This is a genomic window from Arsukibacterium sp. UBA3155 (assembly GCA_002364615.1).
Lineage (GTDB): Bacteria > Pseudomonadota > Gammaproteobacteria > Enterobacterales > Alteromonadaceae > Alishewanella.
The window spans coordinates 186,702-209,252 of record DEYP01000023.1; the positions used below are offsets into that span (position 1 = coordinate 186,702).

General features: G+C 47.2%; 24 protein-coding genes. 9 read left to right on the plus strand and 15 right to left on the minus strand.

Features of this window, described 5'->3' with window-relative positions; translation table 11 throughout:
• Positions 1–13: 13 nt before the first annotated feature.
• From B2X65_RS11455 to B2X65_RS11465, 3 genes are all read left to right on the plus strand, one after another.
• Positions 14–517, plus strand: coding sequence for a hypothetical protein (locus B2X65_RS11455; RefSeq protein ID WP_290612664.1), 504 nt, complete (start codon positions 14–16; stop codon positions 515–517).
• Positions 517–2,073 carry a GMC family oxidoreductase gene (locus B2X65_RS11460; RefSeq protein ID WP_290612665.1) on the plus strand — a complete coding sequence of 519 codons (1,557 nt, stop codon included), beginning with the start codon at positions 517–519 and terminating at the stop codon, positions 2,071–2,073. The genes B2X65_RS11455 and B2X65_RS11460 overlap by 1 nt, the downstream gene beginning before the upstream one ends.
• 87 nt (positions 2,074–2,160) lie before the next feature.
• Positions 2,161–3,537: a sensor domain-containing protein gene (locus B2X65_RS11465; RefSeq protein WP_290612666.1), complete on the plus strand. Its 1,377-nt coding sequence runs from the start codon at positions 2,161–2,163 to the stop codon at positions 3,535–3,537.
• A 1-nt stretch (position 3,538) separates the two neighbouring features.
• On the opposite strand, the gene B2X65_RS11470 is transcribed toward B2X65_RS11465, so the two are convergent.
• From B2X65_RS11470 to B2X65_RS11485, 4 genes are all read right to left on the minus strand, one after another.
• Entirely contained in the window at positions 3,539–4,333 is a 795-nt protein-coding gene (locus B2X65_RS11470; protein WP_290612667.1) for a CLCA_X family protein, read from the minus strand.
• 5 nt (positions 4,334–4,338) lie between these two features.
• Positions 4,339–5,958, minus strand: coding sequence for an NAD(P)/FAD-dependent oxidoreductase (locus tag B2X65_RS11475; RefSeq protein ID WP_290612668.1), 1,620 nt, complete (start codon positions 5,956–5,958; stop codon positions 4,339–4,341).
• A gap of 193 nt (positions 5,959–6,151) precedes the next feature.
• Positions 6,152–6,574, minus strand: a complete 423-nt coding sequence (locus tag B2X65_RS11480; RefSeq protein WP_290612669.1) for a response regulator — start codon at positions 6,572–6,574, stop codon at positions 6,152–6,154.
• Positions 6,561–7,202 carry a response regulator gene (locus tag B2X65_RS11485; RefSeq protein WP_290612670.1) on the minus strand — a complete coding sequence of 214 codons (642 nt, stop codon included), beginning with the start codon at positions 7,200–7,202 and terminating at the stop codon, positions 6,561–6,563. The genes B2X65_RS11480 and B2X65_RS11485 overlap by 14 nt, the downstream gene beginning before the upstream one ends.
• A gap of 212 nt (positions 7,203–7,414) precedes the next feature.
• Between B2X65_RS11485 and fdxA the strand changes: the two genes are divergently transcribed.
• Positions 7,415–7,738, plus strand: a complete 324-nt coding sequence (gene fdxA / locus B2X65_RS11490; protein WP_290612671.1) for a ferredoxin FdxA — start codon at positions 7,415–7,417, stop codon at positions 7,736–7,738.
• Positions 7,739–7,765: 27 nt separating this feature from the next.
• Here fdxA and B2X65_RS11495 read toward each other — a convergent pair whose 3' ends face one another.
• The 3 genes from B2X65_RS11495 to B2X65_RS11505 form a co-directional block, all read right to left on the minus strand.
• Entirely contained in the window at positions 7,766–7,912 is a 147-nt protein-coding gene (locus B2X65_RS11495) for a DUF3149 domain-containing protein (RefSeq protein WP_290612672.1), read from the minus strand.
• A gap of 103 nt (positions 7,913–8,015) precedes the next feature.
• Positions 8,016–8,492 carry a TIGR02444 family protein gene (locus B2X65_RS11500; RefSeq protein ID WP_290612673.1) on the minus strand — a complete coding sequence of 159 codons (477 nt, stop codon included), beginning with the start codon at positions 8,490–8,492 and terminating at the stop codon, positions 8,016–8,018.
• Positions 8,485–10,392 carry an ATP-binding cassette domain-containing protein gene (locus tag B2X65_RS11505; RefSeq protein WP_290612674.1) on the minus strand — a complete coding sequence of 636 codons (1,908 nt, stop codon included), beginning with the start codon at positions 10,390–10,392 and terminating at the stop codon, positions 8,485–8,487. Before B2X65_RS11505 ends, B2X65_RS11500 begins: the two co-directional genes overlap by 8 nt.
• 89 nt (positions 10,393–10,481) lie before the next feature.
• On the opposite strand from B2X65_RS11505, the gene B2X65_RS11510 reads away from it, so the two are divergent.
• Entirely contained in the window at positions 10,482–10,688 is a 207-nt protein-coding gene (locus B2X65_RS11510; protein ID WP_290612675.1) for a YheV family putative zinc ribbon protein, read from the plus strand.
• A gap of 21 nt (positions 10,689–10,709) precedes the next feature.
• Here B2X65_RS11510 and B2X65_RS11515 read toward each other — a convergent pair whose 3' ends face one another.
• Positions 10,710–10,937 (minus strand): SlyX family protein, encoded by a 228-nt coding sequence (locus B2X65_RS11515; RefSeq protein WP_290612676.1) that lies wholly within the window; start codon positions 10,935–10,937, stop codon positions 10,710–10,712.
• Entirely contained in the window at positions 10,930–11,901 is a 972-nt protein-coding gene (locus B2X65_RS11520; RefSeq protein WP_290612677.1) for a WD40 repeat domain-containing protein, read from the minus strand. Before B2X65_RS11520 ends, B2X65_RS11515 begins: the two co-directional genes overlap by 8 nt.
• 104 nt (positions 11,902–12,005) lie before the next feature.
• Here B2X65_RS11520 and B2X65_RS11525 point away from each other — a divergent pair, with 104 nt between their 5' ends.
• Complete coding sequence (locus B2X65_RS11525; RefSeq protein WP_290612678.1) at positions 12,006–12,734, plus strand: FKBP-type peptidyl-prolyl cis-trans isomerase; 729 nt, start codon at positions 12,006–12,008, stop codon at positions 12,732–12,734.
• Between the two features lie 89 nt (positions 12,735–12,823).
• Here the strand turns inward: B2X65_RS11525 and rsd are convergent, their stop codons facing one another.
• Positions 12,824–13,309 carry a sigma D regulator gene (gene rsd / locus B2X65_RS11530; RefSeq protein WP_290612679.1) on the minus strand — a complete coding sequence of 162 codons (486 nt, stop codon included), beginning with the start codon at positions 13,307–13,309 and terminating at the stop codon, positions 12,824–12,826.
• A gap of 164 nt (positions 13,310–13,473) precedes the next feature.
• On the opposite strand from rsd, the gene nudC reads away from it, so the two are divergent.
• Positions 13,474–14,274 carry an NAD(+) diphosphatase gene (nudC, locus tag B2X65_RS11535; protein WP_290612680.1) on the plus strand — a complete coding sequence of 267 codons (801 nt, stop codon included), beginning with the start codon at positions 13,474–13,476 and terminating at the stop codon, positions 14,272–14,274.
• Positions 14,275–14,565: 291 nt separating this feature from the next.
• Entirely contained in the window at positions 14,566–15,642 is a 1,077-nt protein-coding gene (gene hemE / locus B2X65_RS11540; RefSeq protein WP_414631419.1) for a uroporphyrinogen decarboxylase, read from the plus strand.
• 32 nt (positions 15,643–15,674) lie between these two features.
• Here the strand turns inward: hemE and B2X65_RS11545 are convergent, their stop codons facing one another.
• The 3 genes from B2X65_RS11545 to B2X65_RS11555 form a co-directional block, all read right to left on the minus strand.
• Positions 15,675–17,042, minus strand: coding sequence for a TonB family protein (locus B2X65_RS11545; protein WP_290612681.1), 1,368 nt, complete (start codon positions 17,040–17,042; stop codon positions 15,675–15,677).
• 126 nt (positions 17,043–17,168) lie between these two features.
• Entirely contained in the window at positions 17,169–18,590 is a 1,422-nt protein-coding gene (sthA, locus tag B2X65_RS11550) for a Si-specific NAD(P)(+) transhydrogenase (RefSeq protein ID WP_290612682.1), read from the minus strand.
• 89 nt (positions 18,591–18,679) lie between these two features.
• The gene (locus B2X65_RS11555) at positions 18,680–19,798 is read right to left on the minus strand and encodes a fatty acid desaturase (RefSeq protein ID WP_290612683.1); all 1,119 of its coding nucleotides are present in this window, start codon (positions 19,796–19,798) and stop codon (positions 18,680–18,682) included.
• Positions 19,799–19,922: 124 nt separating this feature from the next.
• Here B2X65_RS11555 and fabR point away from each other — a divergent pair, with 124 nt between their 5' ends.
• A complete protein-coding gene (fabR, locus tag B2X65_RS11560; RefSeq protein WP_290612684.1) occupies positions 19,923–20,537 on the plus strand; it encodes an HTH-type transcriptional repressor FabR in 615 nt (204 codons plus the stop codon).
• Here fabR and trmA read toward each other — a convergent pair.
• A complete protein-coding gene (gene trmA, locus B2X65_RS11565; protein WP_290612685.1) occupies positions 20,534–21,622 on the minus strand; it encodes a tRNA (uridine(54)-C5)-methyltransferase TrmA in 1,089 nt (362 codons plus the stop codon). The genes fabR and trmA overlap by 4 nt on opposite strands.
• 153 nt (positions 21,623–21,775) lie before the next feature.
• Positions 21,776–22,249: an RNA recognition motif domain-containing protein gene (locus B2X65_RS11570; protein WP_290612686.1), complete on the minus strand. Its 474-nt coding sequence runs from the start codon at positions 22,247–22,249 to the stop codon at positions 21,776–21,778.
• Between the last annotated feature and the right edge of the window lie 302 nt (positions 22,250–22,551).

Genomic DNA, 22,551 nt, shown 5'->3' on the forward strand with positions numbered 1-22,551 from the left:
TGGGTGCAGCACTATGGATCGGCGACAGTTTATTTTATCCGGTATCGCATTAGCGGCTGTAGCCAGTATCGGCGCCACGCTGGGTATCTATGGCTGGCAAAAAAGCATGGATGCTGATGAAAACAACCGCGAACTGGTGCTATCGGCCTTACTTCCAGCGCTATTGTACGGCGCTTTGCCCGAAGATGCGACTTTAGCTGCGGCTGAGCTTAACCGAACCCAAACCGCTATCGGCGATTTTCTGCCATTTTTACCACTGCGCCAGCAGCAGGAGTTGCACCAGCTGTTTAACCTGTTAGCTAACCGGATCAGCCGGCTGGGGCTGACTGGTCATTTAACCCAGCTGGCGGATTTGAGTATCCAACAGCGGTTGGCCTTGCTGGAAAGTTGGCGTGATAGCTATCTTGGTGTGTTGCAGCAAGCCTATCATGGCCTGCGCGAGCTACTATATGGCGCCTATTATGGCCAGCCAGAGCACTGGCAGGCTTTGGCTTATACTGCGCCAAGGTTTCGTTGATGCAAAAAAATCATATAGATGCCAGCCAGTTTGTCAAAGATCAACAGTTTGAAACTGATGTTGTGATTATCGGTTCGGGCGCCGGCGGCGGGATTGCCGCTGAGCAACTGGCGCAGGCTGGCTTTAAGGTGCTGTTGCTCGAAGAGGGCGCTTATTACACTCGTGACGATTTTGTAATGGAAGAGCGCTGGGCTTACCCGAATTTATATCAGGAAGGCGCCGCCCGTAAAACCCGGGATCAGGCTATTGGCATTTTGCAGGGGCGTACAGTCGGTGGTTCAACCACTGTCAACTGGACTACCTCTATCCGCACGCCGCCGCCCACCCTGGATTACTGGCAAAGCGAGTTTGGTCTGAATTTTACTGCTGCTGACGACTTAACGCCTTATTTTGCCAAAGCCGAGCAACGGCTCAACATCCAGCCCTGGCAGTTGCCGCCTAATGGCAATAACAGCGTTATTAAGCGAGGCTGTGAGGCCCTGGGCTGGGAGCACACGATAATCAGCCGTAATGTTAATGGCTGCGCAAACCTGGGTTACTGCGGTATGGGTTGCCCGATCAATGGCAAGCAGTCGATGCTGGTCAGTACCATACCGGCGGCAATGGCGCTGGGAGCAACCCTGGTTTCGCGTATTTCGGTACGAAAATTGAACTGGCGGGGAGAGAGTATCACTAGCCTGGATGCGGTGCCGGTTAATCAGCATTTTCAGCCCCGAAGTGACCTGAACATTACTATTCGCGCCAAACATTATATTCTGGCAGCCGGTGCTATAGGCTCGCCTGCCATTTTACTGCGCTCCAATGTACCGGATCCTTCCGACCGGCTCGGCAAACATACCTATTTACATCCGTCACTGATTAGCGGTGCAGTGTTTGCCGAACAGATTAACGGCCATGCCGGTGCACCGCAGTCGGTTTATTCTGATCAATTTGTCTGGCCAGCAGGCAATGAGATTGGCTATAAATTGGAGGCCGCACCGGTGCATCCGGTATTAATGGCTACTAAGCTCACTGGCAGCGGCGAGCAGCATGCGGCTTTAATGCAGCAGTTTAACCAATTGCAGGTAACGATAGCATTATTACGCGATGGCTTTAATCCGCAAAGTCAGGGCGGCACGGTAAGTTTAGATAACCAGCAGCAGCCGGTGCTGGATTATCCAATCACTGATTATTTATGGCAGGGTGCCCGGCGGGCTTTATTATCCATGGCCGAAATGCAATTTGCTGCCGGTGCCAGCCAGGTATTGCCCATTCACCATGGCGCCAGGCTATATGGCAGCTGGCGCGAAGCTAAGGCAGCCATTGCTGACCTGCCAATGCAAAAGTACCGGCAAACTGTAGCATCAGCCCACGTGATGGGCGGCTGCAATATGAGTGCCGACCCAACGCAGGGCGTGGTTAACCCGCAGGGCCGCCATCATCAGCTGCAGAACTTATCTATATTCGATGGTTCTATTCTACCCACCAGCTTAGGCGCCAACCCGCAGCTGACGATTTACGGTATGACGTGGCGCAATTGCGAAATATTAACCAAGCAGTTGAATCAGCTATTATAGAGTCTTGAATGAGTTTCGTGCTATTGTCAACACAGACTACCGGGCAGTTCCCGCCCTGTTACAGCAATTTAAATTGCGAAGCTGAATATGACCGAACCCGGCTATACGGTACTGAGTAATTATATCGATTTACTACTCGACGCTATTTGTGTGGTGGATAAACACGGTTGCTTTGAATTTGTCAGTCCAGGTGCTGAGCGTATTTTTGGTTACACTCCACAGGAAATGCTTGGCCATTCCATGCTGGAATTTGTTCATCCGGATGACCAGGCGCTAACCCTTGCTACTGCCGAGCAAATTAATCAGGGCGCCGTTAAACTGGACTTTGAAAACCGTTATCTTCGTAAAGATGGCAGCGTTGTCCATTTGCTGTGGTCTGCCCGTTGGTCAGAGGATAAGCAACAACGGGTTGCGGTTGCCCGCGATATTAGCAGCCTGAAGCAAGCTCAGCGGCGCCAGGACGCGCTTTACGCTATCTCAGAGGCCGCTTTTGCTGCAGATGATATCGAACAGTTGTACCAGCAAATTCATCAGATTATCGCTGGTTTGATGCCGATGCAAAATTTTGTCATTGCCAGTTTCGATAATAACGCAGGACTTAGTTTTGACTATAACAGTGCAGCAGTAACCCACGCTGCTGCACTAAAATTTACCAGCCAACTTTGTAGTCAGGTTATTAATAGTGGCCAGAGTTTACTGCTATGTAGTGCGAAACAAGCGATTACAGCAGATAATCAGGCGTTACTGGCTGAACAGCCTGGAATTAATGTGTTAGCCGTGCCGTTAAAGAGCCATAGCGGCGTTATCGGTGCTTTGCTGGCGCAAAATACCGCTGATGTACCCTGCTACAGTGTAGCTGAACAGGAAATACTGGAGTTTGTTGCCACTCAGGTTGCCGTTTCGATTGAGCGCAAGCAAATGTTGGCAAGGCTTCGGTTCCATGCGTTGTATGATCAACTAACCAGCCTGCCAAATCGCGAGTTATTTCAAGACCGGATGCAGTCGGCATTAGCGCGGGCAGTAAGGGAGCAGGGGATATTGGCGCTGCTTTACCTCGATTTAGACAAGTTTAAACTGGTTAACGACAGTTTTGGCCATAATGTTGGTGACGAACTGTTGCAACAAACAGCCCGGCGCCTGCAACTGGCTATTCGAAAAACTGATACCGCAGCCCGTTTTGGTGGCGACGAATTTGTTATTTTGCTGGAGCATGTTAGCAGTGAGTCTGCCGCTATGCAGCTGGCTGAACATATTCATAAGGCGCTGGCTCAGCCTTATCAGTTAAATGGTCGGCAACTCACTATAAATCCCAGTATTGGCGTTGCTTTATATCCGCAGCACGGTAAAGAGCAAAAGGAATTGGTTTTAAAGGCAGATGAAGCAATGTATCGGGCAAAAAAAGCCGGTGGCAACCGGGTGATGCTCAGTGATTGCAGCGCTAAGTTAAATAGAAAGGTAAGGTAAGTTACCGTGAGCCAGCGTTTAATCGCAGACTCTGTCCTAATGCCTGAAAATAGGGCAGCCATAGCTGACGTAATGCAACGCTCAGCGGTTCATCCGGATATACCCCTAGTTTAGCCGCCTGGCTTTGCAGAGTTCCAGAGACCAGAAAGCTGTTTTTCAATGACTGGCGCTGCAGCATATTTTCAAAGGCACGCGCAGCCATTTCTTCCGGCATAGCCAAATACAATTGCCGGCGTGAGGCGTCAAGCGAGCGACATTGTTTGAAAAAAGCGCTCTCGTCCTGGCCATTGTCAGATAAATACAAAGTTTGAAAAGCCTGCCGCAGCAGATCATTCAGCGGATGTGGCCGTACGACCATTCCATCGAGCCAGCAGCGGCTGGCAAAGCGGTTGGCAGGCGCTAATGTGCTGAATAACTTACTGGCAATATAGTGATCAAACGCATGAAACCATTCATGCGCCAGGCTGCCACCGCCAGCATTTTTAGCCAGCGCCAGAATACGTCCCTGTGGTTGATAATGCGCGCAGACACCGCGCTGGCCACCAATACCATAAGTTAACGCCAGGCTGCCATTAAGCGAAATAACTTGCTCGGGCACTTGCAACAACTGCTGCAAGTCACACAGTGCATCAAAAAATAAATTGGCAGCTTGCTGTTGCTCGGCGCTTTGCACCCAGCGGCCAATATGAATGCTGTTAAAACCGAATATTTTAACTAAATCACCAAAACTCACATCGGCGCCGGCCCGGTGGGGCGGGCCGTTGCGGTAATACTGGCGACTTAGTGCTGTAATCACGAGCTTTATGCTGAGGCAGTATCGGCATCCAGCATGGCGAGTGCCAGCGCTTCGGCCACTTTAATGCCGTCAATACCTGCCGATAAAATGCCGCCGGCATAACCGGCGCCCTCACCGGCCGGGTACAGGCCTTTAATATTGATACTTTGGTAATCCTTGCCGCGTTTAATACAAATAGGCGATGAAGTACGGGTTTCCACCCCGGTCAGCAAACCATCGGCTTTAGCAAAACCTTTAATTTGGCGGTCAAACGCTGGAATGGCTTCACGAATGGCGGCAATGGCAAAGTCGGGTAACACCTGGGCTAAATCGGTCAGGGTTATACCTGGCGTATATGACGGTTTTACTTCACCCAGCTCGACAGAAGAACGGCCTTTTAAAAAATCGCCAATTAATTGGGCAGGTGCATGATAGCTTTCGCCGCCCACTTTAAAGGCTTGTTCTTCCAGCTGGCGCTGCAATGCGATGCCAGCCAGCGGGTGGCCAGGGTAGTCGCGATCTGGGTCAATGCCCACGACGATGGCACTATTAGCATTGCGCTCGTGGCGTGAATACTGGCTCATGCCGTTGGTTACCACCCGGCCTGGTTCAGAGGCTGCTGCCACCACGGTACCGCCCGGGCACATACAAAAGCTGTAAACGGTGCGGTTATTGCTGCAATGATGCACCAGTTTATAGTCGGCGGCGCCAAGGATCGGGTTACCGGCATTTGGGCCGAAGCGACATTCATCTATCATCGATTGCTCGTGCTCTATCCGAAAGCCAATTGAAAACGGCTTGGCTTCAATATACACGCCTTGTTCGTGCAGCATTTCAAAGGTGTCGCGGGCGCTGTGGCCAACCGCCAGCACGACATGCTGGCTTTGCAGTTGTTCACCACTGGCTAAAGTTAAACCTTTCAGCTGGCTGTTATCAATATGCAGTTTTTCCACTTTGCTGCTAAAGCGTATTTCACCACCGAGTTCGATGATTTTTGCCCGCATTTTCTCTACCATCGCTACCAGCTTAAAGGTACCGATATGCGGTTTACTGACGTACATAATTTCATCGGGGGCGCCGGCTGCGACAAACTCACTCATTACTTTACGACCATAATGCTTTGGATCTTTCACCTGGCTGTATAGCTTGCCATCAGAGAAGGTACCGGCACCGCCTTCGCCATATTGCACGTTCGATTCAGGGTTAAGCGCCTTGCCGCGCCAGAAACCAAAGGTGTCTTTGGTACGCTCACGCACCTCTTTACCTCGCTCTAAAATAATCGGTTTAAAGCCCATTTGTGCCAGCAATAAGCCAGCAAATAAACCACAGGGGCCAAGGCCAATAACAATAGGGCGCTCGGGCAGTGTTGCGGGCGCTTGTGCGACAAATTTATAGCTGGTGTCAGGCGAGGGTTTTACATGCTGATCACTGGCAAAAGTGCTTAATAACTGAGCTTCGTTAGCAACCTCTAAATCCAGTGTATAAATTAACTGAATATCAGATTTTTTACGGGCATCAAAGCCGCGTTTAAATACGGTAAAACTGTGCAGTTGCTCAGCTGTTATCTGTAGTTTGGCAAGAATGGCAGCAGTTAGCGCATTTTCTTCGTGGTTTAGCGGAAGTTTTATTTCAGTCAGGCGCAGCATAGCGGTTCCATATCGGTGTCATTGCGACCAGGCAACAGGCCAGGCGCTCACAAGATGGCACTATTTTACGCCAAGCTAAAGCGAATGTCCGCAACGCTTTGCGATGTCAGGATGAAAAGTGCTCAGCGTAAGAAAGTCTGGTGTGTTTTTAAATGGGGCAGCGCCAACACGTGCTGGCGATTTATCAGCAAAGTTAAGGCGTTCTCTGGCTTGCTTGCAAATAAATTTGTTTTTCCATTAATCGCATTGCTGCCAGGATTTTATCGCCAGTGAAGGGTTTAGCGATGAACGTAGCCGCGCCCATTTTTATGCTATTAGTAACATTCTCCAGGGTGCTGGCGCCACTTATCATTGCAATAAAGCATGAGGGTTTTTGCTGTTTAAATTGCGCTAACAGTTCGAGCCCGGAATAGTCGGGTAGTTCAATATCTAAAAAAACAATATCCGGTTGATGTAGTGTGAACAATGCCTTTGCATCGGCTGCAGTACCGGCGTTAAAGAAGTTAAAGGTTCGGTATTTCAGCAGCTTCATTTCAGTCAATGACATAATGTTGTTGCGCAGTAGTTGACGACTATAATCGACATCGTCTACCAGCAATAGCTTAGGTTCTTTCATTGTCAGCTCCTGCTTGCTGCGTCACCAGCAGAAACTGCTGACACTCATTAAGAAGCGTTAGATCGAGCTTTTGTAGCAGCAGGCGTTGTTGCAGGTGGTCAGCCAATTGACTTAAAGCGCCATGACCAAAGCTGGCCGCACCGCCTTTAATTTTATGGCAGATAAGGCGCATTTGTTCCCGCTCTTCATTGTTAAGCGCCGTGGCAAAGTCCTGACTAAGCTGCGCTAAATTCTGATAGAACAGGTTGGTGAGTTGACTATTTAACTGCAACGGCAGCGGCTGCTGTGTTGGCGTGCCTGACAACAACTCTGCCAGTAGCTCAACATTTACCGGTTTTTCAAAAATGTAATCAAACCCCTCGCACTCTAAACTATCTGCAGACATGGCAAATACAGGGCGGTCGTAACCCAGACGACGCAAAATTTGCATGGCCTCAATGCCGTCACACAGCGGCATCTGAATGTCGGTTAATATAATATCAAAGGTATAGCTCAGTGCTTCTGCTACCAACAGTTCGCCATTGCCAACACAGCATGTCTGCATATTCAGACTGCTACATTGTAAATCGAGTAATGACAGCAGAAAGCTATCGTCTTCGGCAATCAGAATACGTTTTTTTGCTGTCATGGCTGCTCCTGAGACCTGGTAATTTTCTGCTGATTAGCCAATAAAGGCGGCAGATCAACGGTATAAGGTTCCAGCCTATTTAGCAAGCAAGCTGGTTGCTTGCTGGATAATGACAAAGCGGATGCTACTGCTCTTAACAGCTTATGCACGCTTGTTTTTTCTGTTCGCTGCAGTATGATCCGAAGCCAAAACCAACAGGAACGGGTCGCGTTATGGCATTTGTGGTGCTGGATAACTGTATAAAATGCAAATATACCGATTGCGTGGCAGTATGCCCGGTTGATGCGTTTTTTGAAGGGCCAAACTTTTTGGCCATCAGCCCAACCATTTGTATTGATTGTGCGCTGTGTGAGCCAGAATGCCCCGCTAATGCCATCGTGCAGGAAGATAAGGTGCCAGCCGACCAGCAGGGTTTTATCGCACTTAATGCCGAGCTGGCTGACTTATGGCCCAACATTCGTGAAGTAAAAGCCCCGCCAACTGATGCCGATAGCTGGAATGGTGTTCCTGATAAGCTGGCCTATCTTGAAACCTAGTCTGTTACCCCGTGTGCAAATTAAGGCTCAATGCTGCTCGGGTTCTTGTGTGTCGTGGTCAATTTTATAGACAAAATACACTGCGTAAAACAAACATAAGCCGATAACAATGGCTAAGCCACTAAATGAAATAAAGATAACCGGATCATTTAAAAATTCATGCCACAGGTTCATAACCTTGTCCTCTTGCGTCGCCGTAAACAAAAAAATTAATACGTGAAGTTTAAGCAGGTGGCATGGCGCTTGGCATGATACAGATCAAACTGTGAAAGTGGTGCTAGCGCAGTTGCGTTACGGCTTGACGTAGATCAAGTATTTGGCGGGCTAATGCTGGGGTATCGGCCTGCAGTTGGCTCAGATATCGCTCAATTAACGGTTGTGCTGATTGGCTTAACGCCGGGCAGTACTCAAGCAGCAATTGCTGCTCCAGTTGCTCTAATGATAGCTCTGCTGCCAGCAAGCTTTGCTTTAGCTGTTGTTGCTGTGTGACGGAAAGATTGGCCTTGCTGCTGCTTCGGCGCAATGCGCGAAGCGGTTGGGTAAACTGCTGGCTGAAAGTATTCAAGGTAGCGGCCAGCTGCTCAAGTTGGCTGCCAGACAAACTAAGCTGCCGCTGCTCCAGATAGCAAAGCAACAGCAACAGATTAACGTTTAGACCAAAGCTGTCCTGCCATTGTAAACATATTGGCTGCACTTTCGGATACAGTGCCAGGCTAAATTGCCAAAGTGCGTCTGTTGCTGGCGGCCTAGCCATTCTGTTGCCAGAATTGCTCAGTTCGCTGCTCCAGCTCATCCTGTGCCATAAACCAGTCTTCCTCAGTACTGCTCAGGTTACTGCTGGCAGTAGCTTGCTTTGTTAACAGGGCAGTAAGCTCAGCTTTGCGCTCCGCGCTGTAAATATCGGCATCGGCCAGTTGCTGCTCAATTGTGGCCAGTTGTTCGGTTAGTTTTTGTTGCTGTTGTTCCAGCTTTTCGACTTTTTGCTTCAATGGCCTGAGCAAATTACGCAGCTCGGCCTCCAGCCGCTTTTGATCTTTACGAACAATATTGCTGCTGGCAGGGGTATCTGTCTGAATGTTGCTGTTAGCTTGTCGGGCATCTTGCTGCAACCATTGATAATAATCCGCTAAATCGCCATCAAAAGGCGCTACCCGGCCATGTGCGACCAGGTAAAACTCGTCCGTACAGCTGCTAAGCAGATGACGGTCGTGCGAGACAATCACAATGGCGCCTTCAAATTCCTGTAATGCCATTACGATAGCTTCGCGCATATCTAAATCAAGGTGGTTTGTCGGCTCATCCAGCAGTAACAGATTGGGACGTTGATAAACAATTAACGCCAGTACCAGCCGGGCTTTTTCCCCGCCCGAAAACGGCGCACACGCTTCCAGTGCTTTGTCACCATGAAAGCCAAAACCGCCTAAAAAGTCACGCAGTTTCTGTTCGGGGACTAGCGGGTCTAAGCGTACCAAATGCTGCAATGGTGAGTCTTGTGGCCGTAGGGTCTCCAGCTGGTGCTGGGCGAAGTAGCCCAGACTCACCCCATTGGCATACCAGATTTCGCCGCTTTGTGGTTGCATACTGCCTGACAAAAGTTTAATCAGGGTCGACTTACCGGCGCCATTGCGCCCTAACAAACCGATACGACTGCCCGGTAGCAGTTGAAACTTAATCTGGCTTAAGATCACGTGATCGCTATAGCCAGCCTGCACGTTTTCCATTTTCAGTAAAGGATTGGGCAGTGATTTCGGTTCGCGAAAACTAAAGCTGAAAGGTGAATCAACGTGAGCTGGCGCCAGGATGGTCATCCGTTCCAGCGCTTTAATCCGGCTTTGTGCCTGGCGGGCTTTGGTAGCCTGGGCTTTAAAGCGGTCAATAAATTTTTGCAGGTGGGCAACCTGGCGTTGTTGTTTATCGAAATTGGCCTGATGCTGCGATAATTGCTCGGCGCGCTGGCGTTCAAACTGGCTGTAATTACCTTTGTACAGAGTCAGTGTCTGGCGTTCAATGTGGACAATGTTGTCAGTCACGGCATCCAGAAAATCGCGGTCGTGGCTTATCAGCAGCAAGGTGCCCTGATAGTTTGCCAGATACTTTTCCAGCCACAATACAGCGTCTAAATCAAGGTGGTTGGTTGGCTCATCCAGCAGCAGTAGCTCAGCTGGCTGCATTAGCGCCTTGGCCAGGTTTAGGCGCATCCGCCAGCCACCCGAGAACGATTTAACGGACTGTTGCTGTGCTTCACCACTAAAACCCAGACCATCAAGTAGTACGCCAGCTTTGGCTTCAGCCCGGTAGCCATCCAGTGCTTCTATTTGTAGATGTACTGTGGCTAAATCACTTTCACTGCATTGGCTGCGGGCTTTTAACAATAGCGGAAATAGTTTTTCATCACCCTGCAGTACATAATCCATAGCGCTGCAATCGAGAGCAGGGGTTTCCTGAGCAACGGTAGAGACCACCCAACGTTCCGGGATATTAATATTACCGGCATCGGCGTGCAGTTTGCCAAGCAACATGGCAAACAAGCTGGACTTACCGCAACCATTAGCACCAATTATTCCGACTTTTTGCCCCGGAAATACGGTAAGATCGGCATTGCTGAATAAAGCCTGTGGGCCGCGGCGCAGTTCAACCTGCTGTAACTGAATCATGCTTTTACCTGTAATACTGAACTAGAGCGCCAATTTTACGCTATAACCAGCATAAACCAAGGCCTAACCGTTAATGAAATGAGACCTTTATGACTGTTCGTAAGAAAAAACGTTTTATTGCTGGCGCAAGTTGCCCCAAATGCCATGCTGTAGACACCATGATGCTGTTTTTAGAAAACAACGTAGAGAAAGTGGAGTGCGTTAGCTGCGGCCATCAGATGGTGCAGCCAGCACAAGAAGTATCAAAAGCCAGCCGTGCCAGCGAGCAGGTTATAGGGGTTTTTAAACCAGAATAACAGCCTGATTGCTGCCTGGCTTTAATAATGTGGCGGCGGTGGTTCATCTTCTGGTGAGAGGATACCTTGATCATCAGGCAGTTGCCGCAGTTTTTCGGCAAGCAGGATCACTTGCTGTTGTAACTTTTCAATCCGGATCTGGTGTTGATGCAATTCGTTGTTCAGGTTGTGAACGGTATCTTCCTGAAACGCCAGTTTACTTTCCAGTTCAATTAACTGTTGCTGCATAGCAGCATCAAGATCAGTCATAATTTATTTCCCATACTTCGGCATACCCACTTGAGCTTTCACTGATTATACGTGTTGGGTTTAAGAAAGCTACAGCATGCACAACGGCACCCGCCGGACGGCTGCCATCACGTGGCATAACCCGCCAGCGCTGTAACTCTTTACCATCACTTACCCGCCAAAGTACAACATTGCGGGTGGGGGCGCCGGTAAGTAAGTATTGTCCGTCTGCACTAAAGCGCACAGCACTGAATACTTGCTGACGGGCGGTAATTTGCAAACTGCTGACCAGAGCACCACTCTGGATATCCCAAATTCTGGCCAGGCTTTGACTATCAGCAGTAAAAGCAAAGCGGCCCTGAGGGTCCAGCGCCACTTTACTTACCCTGTTTGGGTGGCTGAAAGAGTGAATAACCTGAGCGCTGTCGGTATCCCATAAGTATGCCTGGTAATCATTGCTGCCAGTGAGCGCATAACGACCATTTGGTGACATTGCCACGCTGTTCACTTTTTCACTGTGTCCCATGAATTCGAGACGGCGCCCGGAGCTTAGAGTTATATGCTGCACCACTCCGTTACTTTTTGCTATCAGTAGGTGGCGACCCTCATCAGATACCGCAATGTCTCTGACTGTAGATTGGTCAAGTTGCCAGAAGCCGGCATTTTGACCTGTGTCAGTGCGCCACAGTGCGAAGGTATGCTGATCTGCGGTTAACACGTGTGTGTTATCCGCGCTAATGGCCAGGCTGAACACCAGGTTGTCCTGCTCAGGCGTATGTTGCCACTGGTATTTAAGGGCATTCTGTTGCAAATCCCAGAAAGCGACACCATGTTCTACCGAAGAGACCGCTGCATAGCGGCCATTAACACTTATTTCGGCTGCATAGCTGCCTTGAGCAACGTGTTGCCATTGAAGAAGAGGGGTTGTTTCTACTTTTGTGCAGGATGAGAGTAAAAAAATAGCAAAAAGCACAGGATATTTCATTGTGGGTGTTAACCTCATTCGCACAAACCGTTAGTATAGGTCAGAACCTGAGAGATTATTAAAACACACTTTTGCAGCCTGGCTGCCAAAAATTGGAGAAATCAATGCGCGTAACATCCAAATTATCACTGATTGCCGTGGCGATGCTGACATTAAGTGCTTGCCAGCAAGAAAAACAACCCGAAGCACCGGTTCTGGATACAGAGCAGGCTAAACAAGCATACAGCCTGGGTGTTTCTGCAGGTCGTTATCTGGAAAGCACGGTACAGGAATATGACAAAATCGCTGTTTCGTTAAACAGTGAGTTAATTCTGCAAGGTGTTAAAGATGGTTTAGCAGGTAACTCGAGCGTTAGTGATGACGAAATTCAGACATTGTTAGCAAGCCTGGACGAGCAATACCGTGCCAAACAAGCTGAAATTGCAACTGCAGAATCTGAAGCTGTTATTGCTGCCGGTAAAGCTTATCTGGAACAAAATGCCAGTAAAGAAGGCGTTACTGTTACGGATTCAGGCTTACAGTACGAAGTACTGGAAAGCGCAGATGGCCCGAAGCCAGTGGCAACCGATATCGTTAAAGTACATTATACCGGCACCTTGACCGACGGCACAAAATTTGACAGTTCCTACGATCGCGACGCACCAGCTGAATTCCCGTTAAACCGGGTTATTCCTGGCTGGACGGAAGGTGTTCAGCTAATGAACGTAGGCTCTAAATATAAGTTTACTATTCCTTCAGAGTTGGCTTATGGCGAGCGCGATATGGGTGTGATTACGCCACATAGCGTTTTAGTGTTTGAAGTTGAACTACTGGAAATTGTTTCAGCGGAATAATATCAAAGATGGCAGCGACAATCACATTGTTGCCGCTGCCGTCTTGTTTGTTTTAGTCTCTCAGCCGGACTTACCGTATGCGGGACGACTCAGGCAGATACGCTGGCATCAGTGTGTTTAGCATGCAGAGTATCGATTAACTCGTCTTCCAGCTCAAATCGCTCTTCCAATGCTTGTCCCAGCTCTGACAATTCACGGTCAAATGCCGCGCTATCGCGGGTACTTAAATGATCAGCATAGGCATCATTAAAAGTTAACGCTAAATCAGTCGATACTGAAATTTTAGGATATAATCTATCTGCTAATTTACGGGAATCAGTGCCATTTACGGTGCATTGATCGACGATGCGTTCATATACCTCAAAGTGACCGGCTGATAAATAGTCCATCAACAATTGGCAGAATCCGCGAATTTTATCCTGATCAGGCAGCGTGTGACGGTCCTTCTCAAAGGGAGGTAAGCCGGCCAACTTGCAATAACTCACAATGAGTTGCTGGCGTTCGTCAAGCCAGTTATCTATTGCAGTTAACGACCCTCCCCACTTTTTTTGCGCTTGTTGCACACGACGGTACATTGCCTTCTCCTTAAGAGCAGTAAAAGTTCTGCTACCTCAAATTAAAAGAAATTTACACTAAAGATCAACCATTTTTTTATTGGTCAGCCCAGTATACTGGTCGTATCATAGCAATAGTGCTCAGATATGTAACCGAATAAACAGAATCAATTAAGGACCTTAGCATGATAAAGCACAGTATTTCGTTGCCAAAAGAGAGGTTAGGCTACTGGTTTATTGTAAATAAAGGCCGCTTATATCTTACAACTGATGGCCAGGTACCACACGGCACGTTAACCAGTTTAACCATTGCCACACAGCCCGAGCAAATTTGCTGGCTGGGCGACTATCAGCAGCAACCCTGCTATCTGCTGGTAGACCATGATCAGATAAGCGATGATTCATTCTGGCATTCAGCCCGCAGTTTGCTGGCACATAGTGAGGCATTGTTTGAGTTGGCGGCGAGGGCGCTGCAGGTCGCACTATTTTTACAAACCCATCGTTTTTGTGGTCAGTGTGGCAGTGCGATGCACTTAGTTCACTGGGAACTAGCTGCGCTTTGCAATAAATGTGGACATCGCTGTTATCCACGGATTGCGCCTTGTGTGCTAGTAGGAATAACCAGACCTGGCCAGATATTACTCGCTCGATCTACCCGTCATAAACCGGGCTTCTATTCCATTTTGGCAGGTTTTGTTGAGTCGGCCGAAACGTTAGAGCAAGCGGCGGTACGCGAGGTTAAAGAAGAAGTGGGCGTTGATATTACAAACCTAGTTTATGTCGGGAGCCAACCCTGGCCATTCCCGCATTCTTTAATGACGGGGTTTACCGCAGAATATCAGCAGGGAGACATTGTCTGTCAGCCGAATGAAATTGCCGAAGCGGCCTGGTTTGACTTAACAAACTTACCTGAGGTGCCCCCCAAAGAAACCCTTTCAGGCAGAATTATCAGGCAATTACAGCAAAAACATTTAAATAACAGGTAAATCAAAATCTTACGGAGAGATTTTTAACAATGCAAGGCCTTAGCCCGAAGGGTTTGCGCCAGGGATGGCGGCAAATAAAAAAGCCACATAAAGTGGCTTAACTTGGTACTGCATGGTCCTGTTAAACAGGCTTCTCGCTTATAATTCTTCACTAGCGCAAGTATTTTATAACAGATGTTGTTAACAGATACAAGCCGTGGTCCTAAAAAAGCTGAACTGCAGATTAATGCCCTAGAGTCAGATGGTGACAGGTGATAAACTGAGCCAGTTATTTCTGAAGGCGAATAAATTATGCAGTTAAAAAATGACCGTTACTTACGCGCGTTGCTAAAGCAGCCTGTTGACCGCACTCCTGTTTGGATGATGCGACAGGCTGGTCGATATTTGCCAGAGTATCGTGCGACCCGGGCGGTGGCAGGCGATTTTATGTCGTTATGCAAGAACCCGGAACTGGCGTGCGAAGTGACATTGCAGCCGTTGCGTCGCTACCCATTGGACGCTGCTATTTTATTCAGTGATATATTAACTATCCCTGACGCTATGGGTTTAGGCTTATATTTTGGCGAAGGTGAAGGCCCTAAATTTCAACGGCCAATTCGTGATTTTATGGATGTGGTTAATTTACCAGTACCAGATCCTGAGCAGGAGTTGCGTTATGTAATGGATGCTGTACGTACGATCAGACGCGAACTAAATGGTAGCGTGCCTCTGATTGGCTTCTCCGGAAGCCCCTGGACGCTGGCAACTTACATGGTTGAGGGAAGTGGTAGCAAAACGTTTAGTATCATTAAGAAAATGATGTACAGCGAGCCTGAAGTGCTGCATATGTTGTTAGATAAACTGGCGCAAAGTGTTGTGCTGTATCTAAATGCCCAAATTGCAGCAGGGGCACAGTCCGTGATGATCTTTGATACCTGGGGCGGTATCCTTACACCACGCGATTACAAAGAATTCTCGTTAAGCTACATGCAGACTATCGTTAATGGTCTAACGCGCGAAGCCGATGGCCGCAAAGTTCCGGTTACCTTATTTACTAAAAATGGTGGTCAGTGGCTGGAAGTTATTGCCGCTACCGGTTGTGATGCTGTAGGTCTTGACTGGACAACGGATATTGGTAATGCCCGTACCAGAATAGGTGATAAAGTTGCACTACAGGGCAATATGGACCCTTCACTGCTGCTTGGCTCACCAGAGCGGATCCGCCAGGAAGTACAATCGATTTTAGACAGTTATGGCCAGGGCACAGGCCATGTGTTTAATCTCGGTCATGGTATTACACCAGATGTTGATCCGGAGAAAGCAGGCGTGTTTATTGATGCTGTACAGTCGTTAAGTCGCACTTACCATCTGGATACTTCAGAAGAGTAAATTATAAGGCCATCAAACGATGGCCTTTTTTATTAGTTAGTTCCTGCTACGGACGTCTGATAATCAAGCAGTAAATCTTCAAAGTTTGTGGTTGTCCAGTTTCGTTTTTTCGCCTCATTAATGGCCTGTTGCAGCATTGCTTCCCCTCTGCTTTGTTGGCCAAGCTCAATAAAGGCAACACCTATAGTAGAAAGTAAATCGGGATGGTTCGGGTCGATAGCCCTGCCTTGCTCTGCCAGGCTTACTGCCTTTTTAGGATTGTAAATTTCAGGGTCATCAGACATTGCCAGCAGCGAAGCATAATCCGCGATTGCAGGCATATACTCCTGTAATGCAGCAAGTTCCAGATAACGGGCGGCTTTTCGCGGTTCAAAGTTAACGTTGTTACTATCCAGCAGCTCCTGCGCGAGCAAATAAGCGGCCTTAGGGTTGCCGCCTTCAGCTGCAACTGAAAGCCAGTTTACTGCTTTGCTTCGGTCCTTATCACAACCGTTACCTGTTATCAGGCATTGAGCCAAACGGTACTGGGCTGTCTGATGGCCGTTGATTGCGGCTTTTTGATACCAATCAAGCGGGTTTTCGGTTTTAACAATGTTACTTTCAGCCAGAATGGCATATAAATACTGGTAGTCTGCAAACTCTGCTTTGGCCGCATCTGCTATTGCATCCAGATATTCCTGATTGTCACGGTTAAAACGGCGGGATTGCGAGCCTTGTGAGGCTTTTACCTGAAAGCTATGCAATTGCATTTCAAGCCGCTTGGTATCACCATATAAATCGCGCGGCGGTTCAAAGCGCCAGTTATTCACTGCTTCAAGCACATATTCACTTATCCCATCTACCGGAAAAGAGGCGATTACTTTGGCATTTTCTACTTTACCATCTTCATTAATATCGTAATGAACAACCGCCCATGCCGATACACCACCACGCTCAAAATAGCTTGGATAACTCGGTTCTTCCTGGCGAATGGCTTTTATTTTTGTGGCACTACCGACAACAAATCTGTTGGCAATAGGATACAGGTTACCAAATAAAGCATCTTTGCCGTATTTGCTATTCAAATTGCTAAAAGTATCTTTGCCGTCACGACGCGAGTCAAGTTTGCGCCTTAACTCCAAATATTGTTTTGCCGCTTCTGGGTGGTCACGGTCGCGAGCAATTAGGCTCCAGGCATAAGCTTTGTTGATATCCACTTCTGTACCCAGACCTTCAGCATAAATTCTCGACACCAGAAACTGCGCTTCCAGATGACCCAACTCGGCTAATTTTTCCAGTCGTGGCTTTGCCAGTTGGTATTCCTGCTTTTGAAATAAAGACTTTGCAGTTGGGAAATCTGCAAGTGTATGCCAGGAGAAGCAGATTGCAATCCAAGCCAGACTAATACGAACTATTGGCATAACGGGTCTCCACGACAGTCCCACGAAATTTTATAATTTCATTGAGTTTACAATGATTTATCAGTCAAAACAAAAATAATTATTTTGATACTTTTCAATGACTTAAACTTAAACTTATAAAGTATGTTAAAAAAGTCTATTTAAGCCGTTTAAGGCGGCAACCCGATAGGCTTCTGCCATAGTGGGATAATTAAACGTGGTATGGACAAAATAATTTAAGTTATTGCCACCGTTGGCCTGCATCATAATAGCCTGACCGATGTGAACAATTTCTGCCGCCCGTTCACCAAAACAGTGAATACCGAGAATTTCTAAAGTATCTCGATGGAATAATAACTTCAGACTACCAACATTAGTATTGGCAATTTGAGCACGAGCCAGATGTTTGAATTGAGCTCTGCCTACCTCATAAGGAATTTTAGCATTGGTGAGCTCTTGCTCCGTTTTACCGACAGAACTCATTTCCGGGATGGTGTAAATACCCACGGGAATATCAGCAATCAGGTGGCCATCAAGATTACCTTTGACTATTGCTTCTCCAGCCAGACGACCCTGGTCGTATGCTGCGCTAGCCAGGCTGGGGTAACCAATCACATCACCTACAGCATAGATGTTATCAATGCTGGTTTGATAGCGTTCATTAACCTTTACTAAACCACGGCTGTCAGAGTCTAGGCCAATCGCAGTCAGATTTAACATATCAGTGTTGCCAGTTCTGCCATTCGCAAATAGAAAACAATCTGCCTTCATCTTTTTTCCCGACTGCAAATGAAGTACGACACCGTCAGCCTGACCTTCAATTTGAGCGAATTCTTCACCATGGCGAATGGTCATCCCTGAGTTCCAGAAATGATAACTTAGAGAGTCCGATACTTCCGCATCCATAAAAGATAACAGCCGGTTCCGGGTATTTACCAGATCAACTCTTACCCCAAGTCCCCGAAAAATAGAAGCATATTCACAGCCAATTACTCCAGCGCCATAGATAATTATATGTTTAGGCTCATGTACCAGCGATAAGATGGTGTCGCTGTCGTAGATCCGAGAGTGATTAAAGTCGACTTGTGGTGGCCGATAAGGCCGCGAGCCTGAAGCAATAACAATGGTCTCTGCTGTCAGACGATAACTACTGTCATCTTCCGAAGTAATTTCCAGGGTATTTTTATCAATAAAGCGTGCTTCGCCCTGATGAATTCTGACCAGGTTACGATCATAAAAACCTGCTCGGAGCTTTACCTGTTTACGAATAACCCCGGCAGCATGCTTCAGAATCTGAGAAAAGGTTAGCCGGGTTAGCTGATCATCTAGTTGGAATAACGGGTTTTCATTGAATTCGATTAGCCGGCTGACAGAATGTCGTAATGCTTTGGATGGAATAGTACCCCAGTGTGTGCACCCACCTCCAACTGACTTATAACGTTCAATTGCGGCTACCCGCTTTCCACTTTTAGCCAGATACATGGCTGCACCTTCACCACCCGGGCCGGTGCCAATAACAATTGCGTCATAATCATAGGCAGGTCTTTTGGATTTACTGTTTTCGGTCACAAGCATTGCCTTTTTTATTTAAAACGATAACGTGGCAGCATAACAGGTCTTTATCACAAAAAAAGAGGCCGCAGCCTCTTTTTAAGTGTTTAGTGGAGTGCGGCGGTAAGCCGCTGCCAGTGTTGATGTTGTTGTTGCATATGACGTTTAAATTCGCGATAGCGTAGTTTAAAATCAGCGGTTTGATACTGTTCAATCAAAGCTTGTTTCTTCTGCACGACAAATTGTTTCTTCAATTGATAAAAATCCTGCATTCGGGCGACTAGCAGTTCGTATTCCCGTTCCAGCAATTGCAACAGCTGTTCTGCGTTTGGTAGCAATTGTGCTTTTTGCTGTGCACGCTGTAACTGCATTTTTGCCTTGGCCAACGCGATGCGCTCTTCCGGAACAGTTCTGAGGTTCCGGGTAAGACCAATATAGCTCGAAGATTTAATTAACCACTTTGTTGGGTCAAACTGCCACCATTTAATGCCATTACGGTAATCATATTCAAATATGTGGTGATAGTTGTGATAGCCCTCACCGTAGGTGAGAAATGCCAGTACACCGTTATCTCTGGCTGAGTTTTTGTCGGTATAAGGTTGCTTGCCCCAGATGTGAGCTAATGAATTAATAAAAAAAGTAAAATGATGGCTTAAAACCAAACGCAGCACACCAACGCTTAAAATCATGCCAAGCATGTTACCGCTTAACCAGCCAAGCAACACCGGGATACCTAAATTGGTGGCGATGGTTAACCCTAGATAATGTTTATGCTGCCAAGCGACAATACGATTTTTTTGCAGATCCCGTACGTTAGAGTAGTCGTGATAGACCTCGCCCTGGTAGTCACGTAGCATCCAGCCAATATGGCTGTACCAGAAGCCACGGCCTGCAGAATAGGGGTCTTTGTCGTCGTTATCGACATGTCGATGATGATCACGATGATCTGAAGACCAGTGGAGAGCACTATTTTGCAGGGCGAACGCGCCGCCAATAGCAAAAGCCCATTGTAAAAATGGATGTGCATCGTAGGTTTTGTGCGCCCATAAACGATGATAACCTGCAGTAATAGACATGCCGCAGTAACCTAATGCTAATATGGTCGCGATTATTTCAAACCAGCCAAACCCGACAGCGATGGCATACCAGGGTACAGCGATTGCTGCAACAAGAAACGTCAGGCTGAATAGAATAGTGGTGGTCCAGATGATGGGGGCTTTTTTCATTTAGGGCACTTAATGTTAAGAAATCTTGTGAAGCACACATTGAGCTTACAGCTGTACGCCAATTTAACTAGCCAGCAGGGTCAGGTCAAGGTATAAAATAGCTATTTTTTCGATAGGAAACATCGTGAGTAGAGCGCAACAAAAAGAGAGAACTCGTAAGGCCATAATAGAAGCGGCTTTTTCTCAGCTAAGTGCTGATAAAAGTTTTGCCAGTTTAAGCCTGCGTGAAGTTGCCCGTGAGGCTGGCATAGCTCCAACTTCTTTCTATCGTCATTTTGCTGACATGGATGAATTAGGTTTGACCCTCGTTGATGAGGCGGGCTTAATGTTGCGCCAGCTTATGCGCCAGGCTCGGCAGCGAATTGAAAAAAATGGTAGTGTAATCAGTACGTCTGTTGAAACTTTTATGGAGTTCGTTACAGGCAATAGCAATGTGTTCCGGTTATTGCTACGTGAGCGCTCAGGTACGTCAGCGGCTTTTCGTGCTGCAGTGGCCCGGGAAATTCAGCATTTCTCGGCAGAATTGGCCCATTACTTACGAAAAGAAACGGCATGCCCGGATGAGCTGGCGCAATTACAGGCCGAAGCAATGGTAACTCTGGTGTTTCACACCGGCGCCGATGCACTGGACGCGCCCCCTGATCAGTTTGCCAGTTTAACCAACCGCACCATTACGCAACTGCGTTGGATGGCGCATGGTGCGGCGAGTTATGGCCGGAGTAAAATCGTTAAGGCCTAACGCTTTTGCAACCACACACCCGTTTCGACATGATGGCTGTAAGGAAACTGATCAAACAGTGCAGTTTTCACTATACGGTGCGTGGTGTCCAGGCTTTCCAAATTCATGGCCAGAGTTTCTGGATTGCATGAGATATAAATAATGTCATTAAAGCGACTGACCAGATTAACGGTATCAGGATCCAAGCCTGCTCGAGGTGGGTCGACCAACACCGTATTCAATGCCATTCCGGCCAGTTCGATTTGCTTTAAAGCCGTGCCATTTTCCAGAGATTTGGACACGTCTTCGGCAGACATTTGTAACACCTGAACATTGTTGATGTTATTTAGTGCGATATTGTATTGTGCCGATTTAATTGAGGTACGCGAAATTTCAGTGGCCACAACCTGGTTAAAGTAGGGAGCCAACGCCAAAGCAAAATTACCATTACCACAATATAGCTCAAGCAAATCACCACTAAGCTGACTGCCAATGTCCGCCGCCCAGTTCAACATTTTTTGATTAACACCGGCATTTGGCTGCGTGAAACTGCCCTCTATCTGTTGATATGCAAGCGTGTTCTTTGTAACAGTAACGTTTTCGGTAACAAAGTCATCAGTCAGAACAATCTTTTGTTTGCGGGCCCGGCCGATAATTTTAACAGACAATTCTGGCAGTAAGTCAGAGACCAACTGCTGCGCTGCATCTTGCCACATCTGATCAAGCTGTCGTTTGTAAATCAGACTGACTAATAATTCGCCTGATAGGGTCGCCAGATAATCTACCTGGTACAGTTTATAGCGAAGTTGATGGTTATACTGAATTTTACTGAGCAACAGCGGCATAAAGTCAGCAATTAGCTCGCAAGCTACCGGAAAATAATCTATCCGTACTTTTTGTTTGGTCTCTGGATCGAACATAGCGTGATAAATATCATCGCCATCGTGCCAAATACGAAATTCTGCCCGTTGCCGGTAATGGCTTGGCGCAGAACTAAAGACTTCTATTTCAGGTGTTGAATAGGGTGCCAGTAGTTGGGTTATGAGATTAACTTTAGTGGTTAGCTGGCTTTCATACTCGGTGGGAAACACCTGACCTATTCGCATAATTGTCTCAGATTACGGATGATGGCACTATTTTATGTTTTTTTAGCCTTGTCGCCAACCTTAGATCGCTATCGAATGATGGTGCAGACGATGACCAATATAAAACGCCGGCTATATGCCGGCGTGATATTGAGCACTGTAAAACAAAGGCAACTACTCGGCGTTGTCGTCTTCCTGGCGCTCCTTTGCTTCACGAACTTTTAATGTCCTTTCCTGAAATTCGAAATCGTTAAGTTTATTAATCATTTTATTAGCGTCTTTTGCTGAGACTTCAACGAAACCAAAACCACGACGTCGGCCCGTTTGGCGATCTTTCATTAATCTGACATTCTTAACTGCGCCGTAAGATGCAAATAATTCTTTAACGGCTTCCTCATTTGCCCGGTAAGGCAGATTGCCAACATATAAAGTAGCAGTATCGCCGCTAAAATCCTGTGACGGCTGCTCGGGACTGGTTGCTGCACCTTTAACATCAACCAATATCGGCACTAATACACCAGCAAGAACAACACCAATAACAACAAACCAGGCTTGGTTTATTTCAAGAGTAAAGAATGCAAAAGCAAAATAGGCCAGCACTGCCAGGGCCAGGGTATAAGGTAACGAAGCACGTAAAGTTGGTAACATAATCAATTCCTAAAAACAGAGAATAAAAAAAAGCGCTTATTTACGTTAAGCCAAACTATCTTAACGGTTAGATCTTGAGCAGCCAATAGAAAAAATATCTTATTTAAATTTGTATCGCTATAAAATTAAACAAAAAGTGTTATTTATAAGCAGTTAGTAATTATATTACCCTATTAGAAAGAAAAAGGTCTTGCTTGGTTTGTTTGGATGTCTATAATGCGCGCCATGTCACGCGGGGCGCGTAGCCGGGAGCTGCGTAAAGCAGGCTTAGGGTGAGATAAGCCGGGTTGCAAAAATCTTTC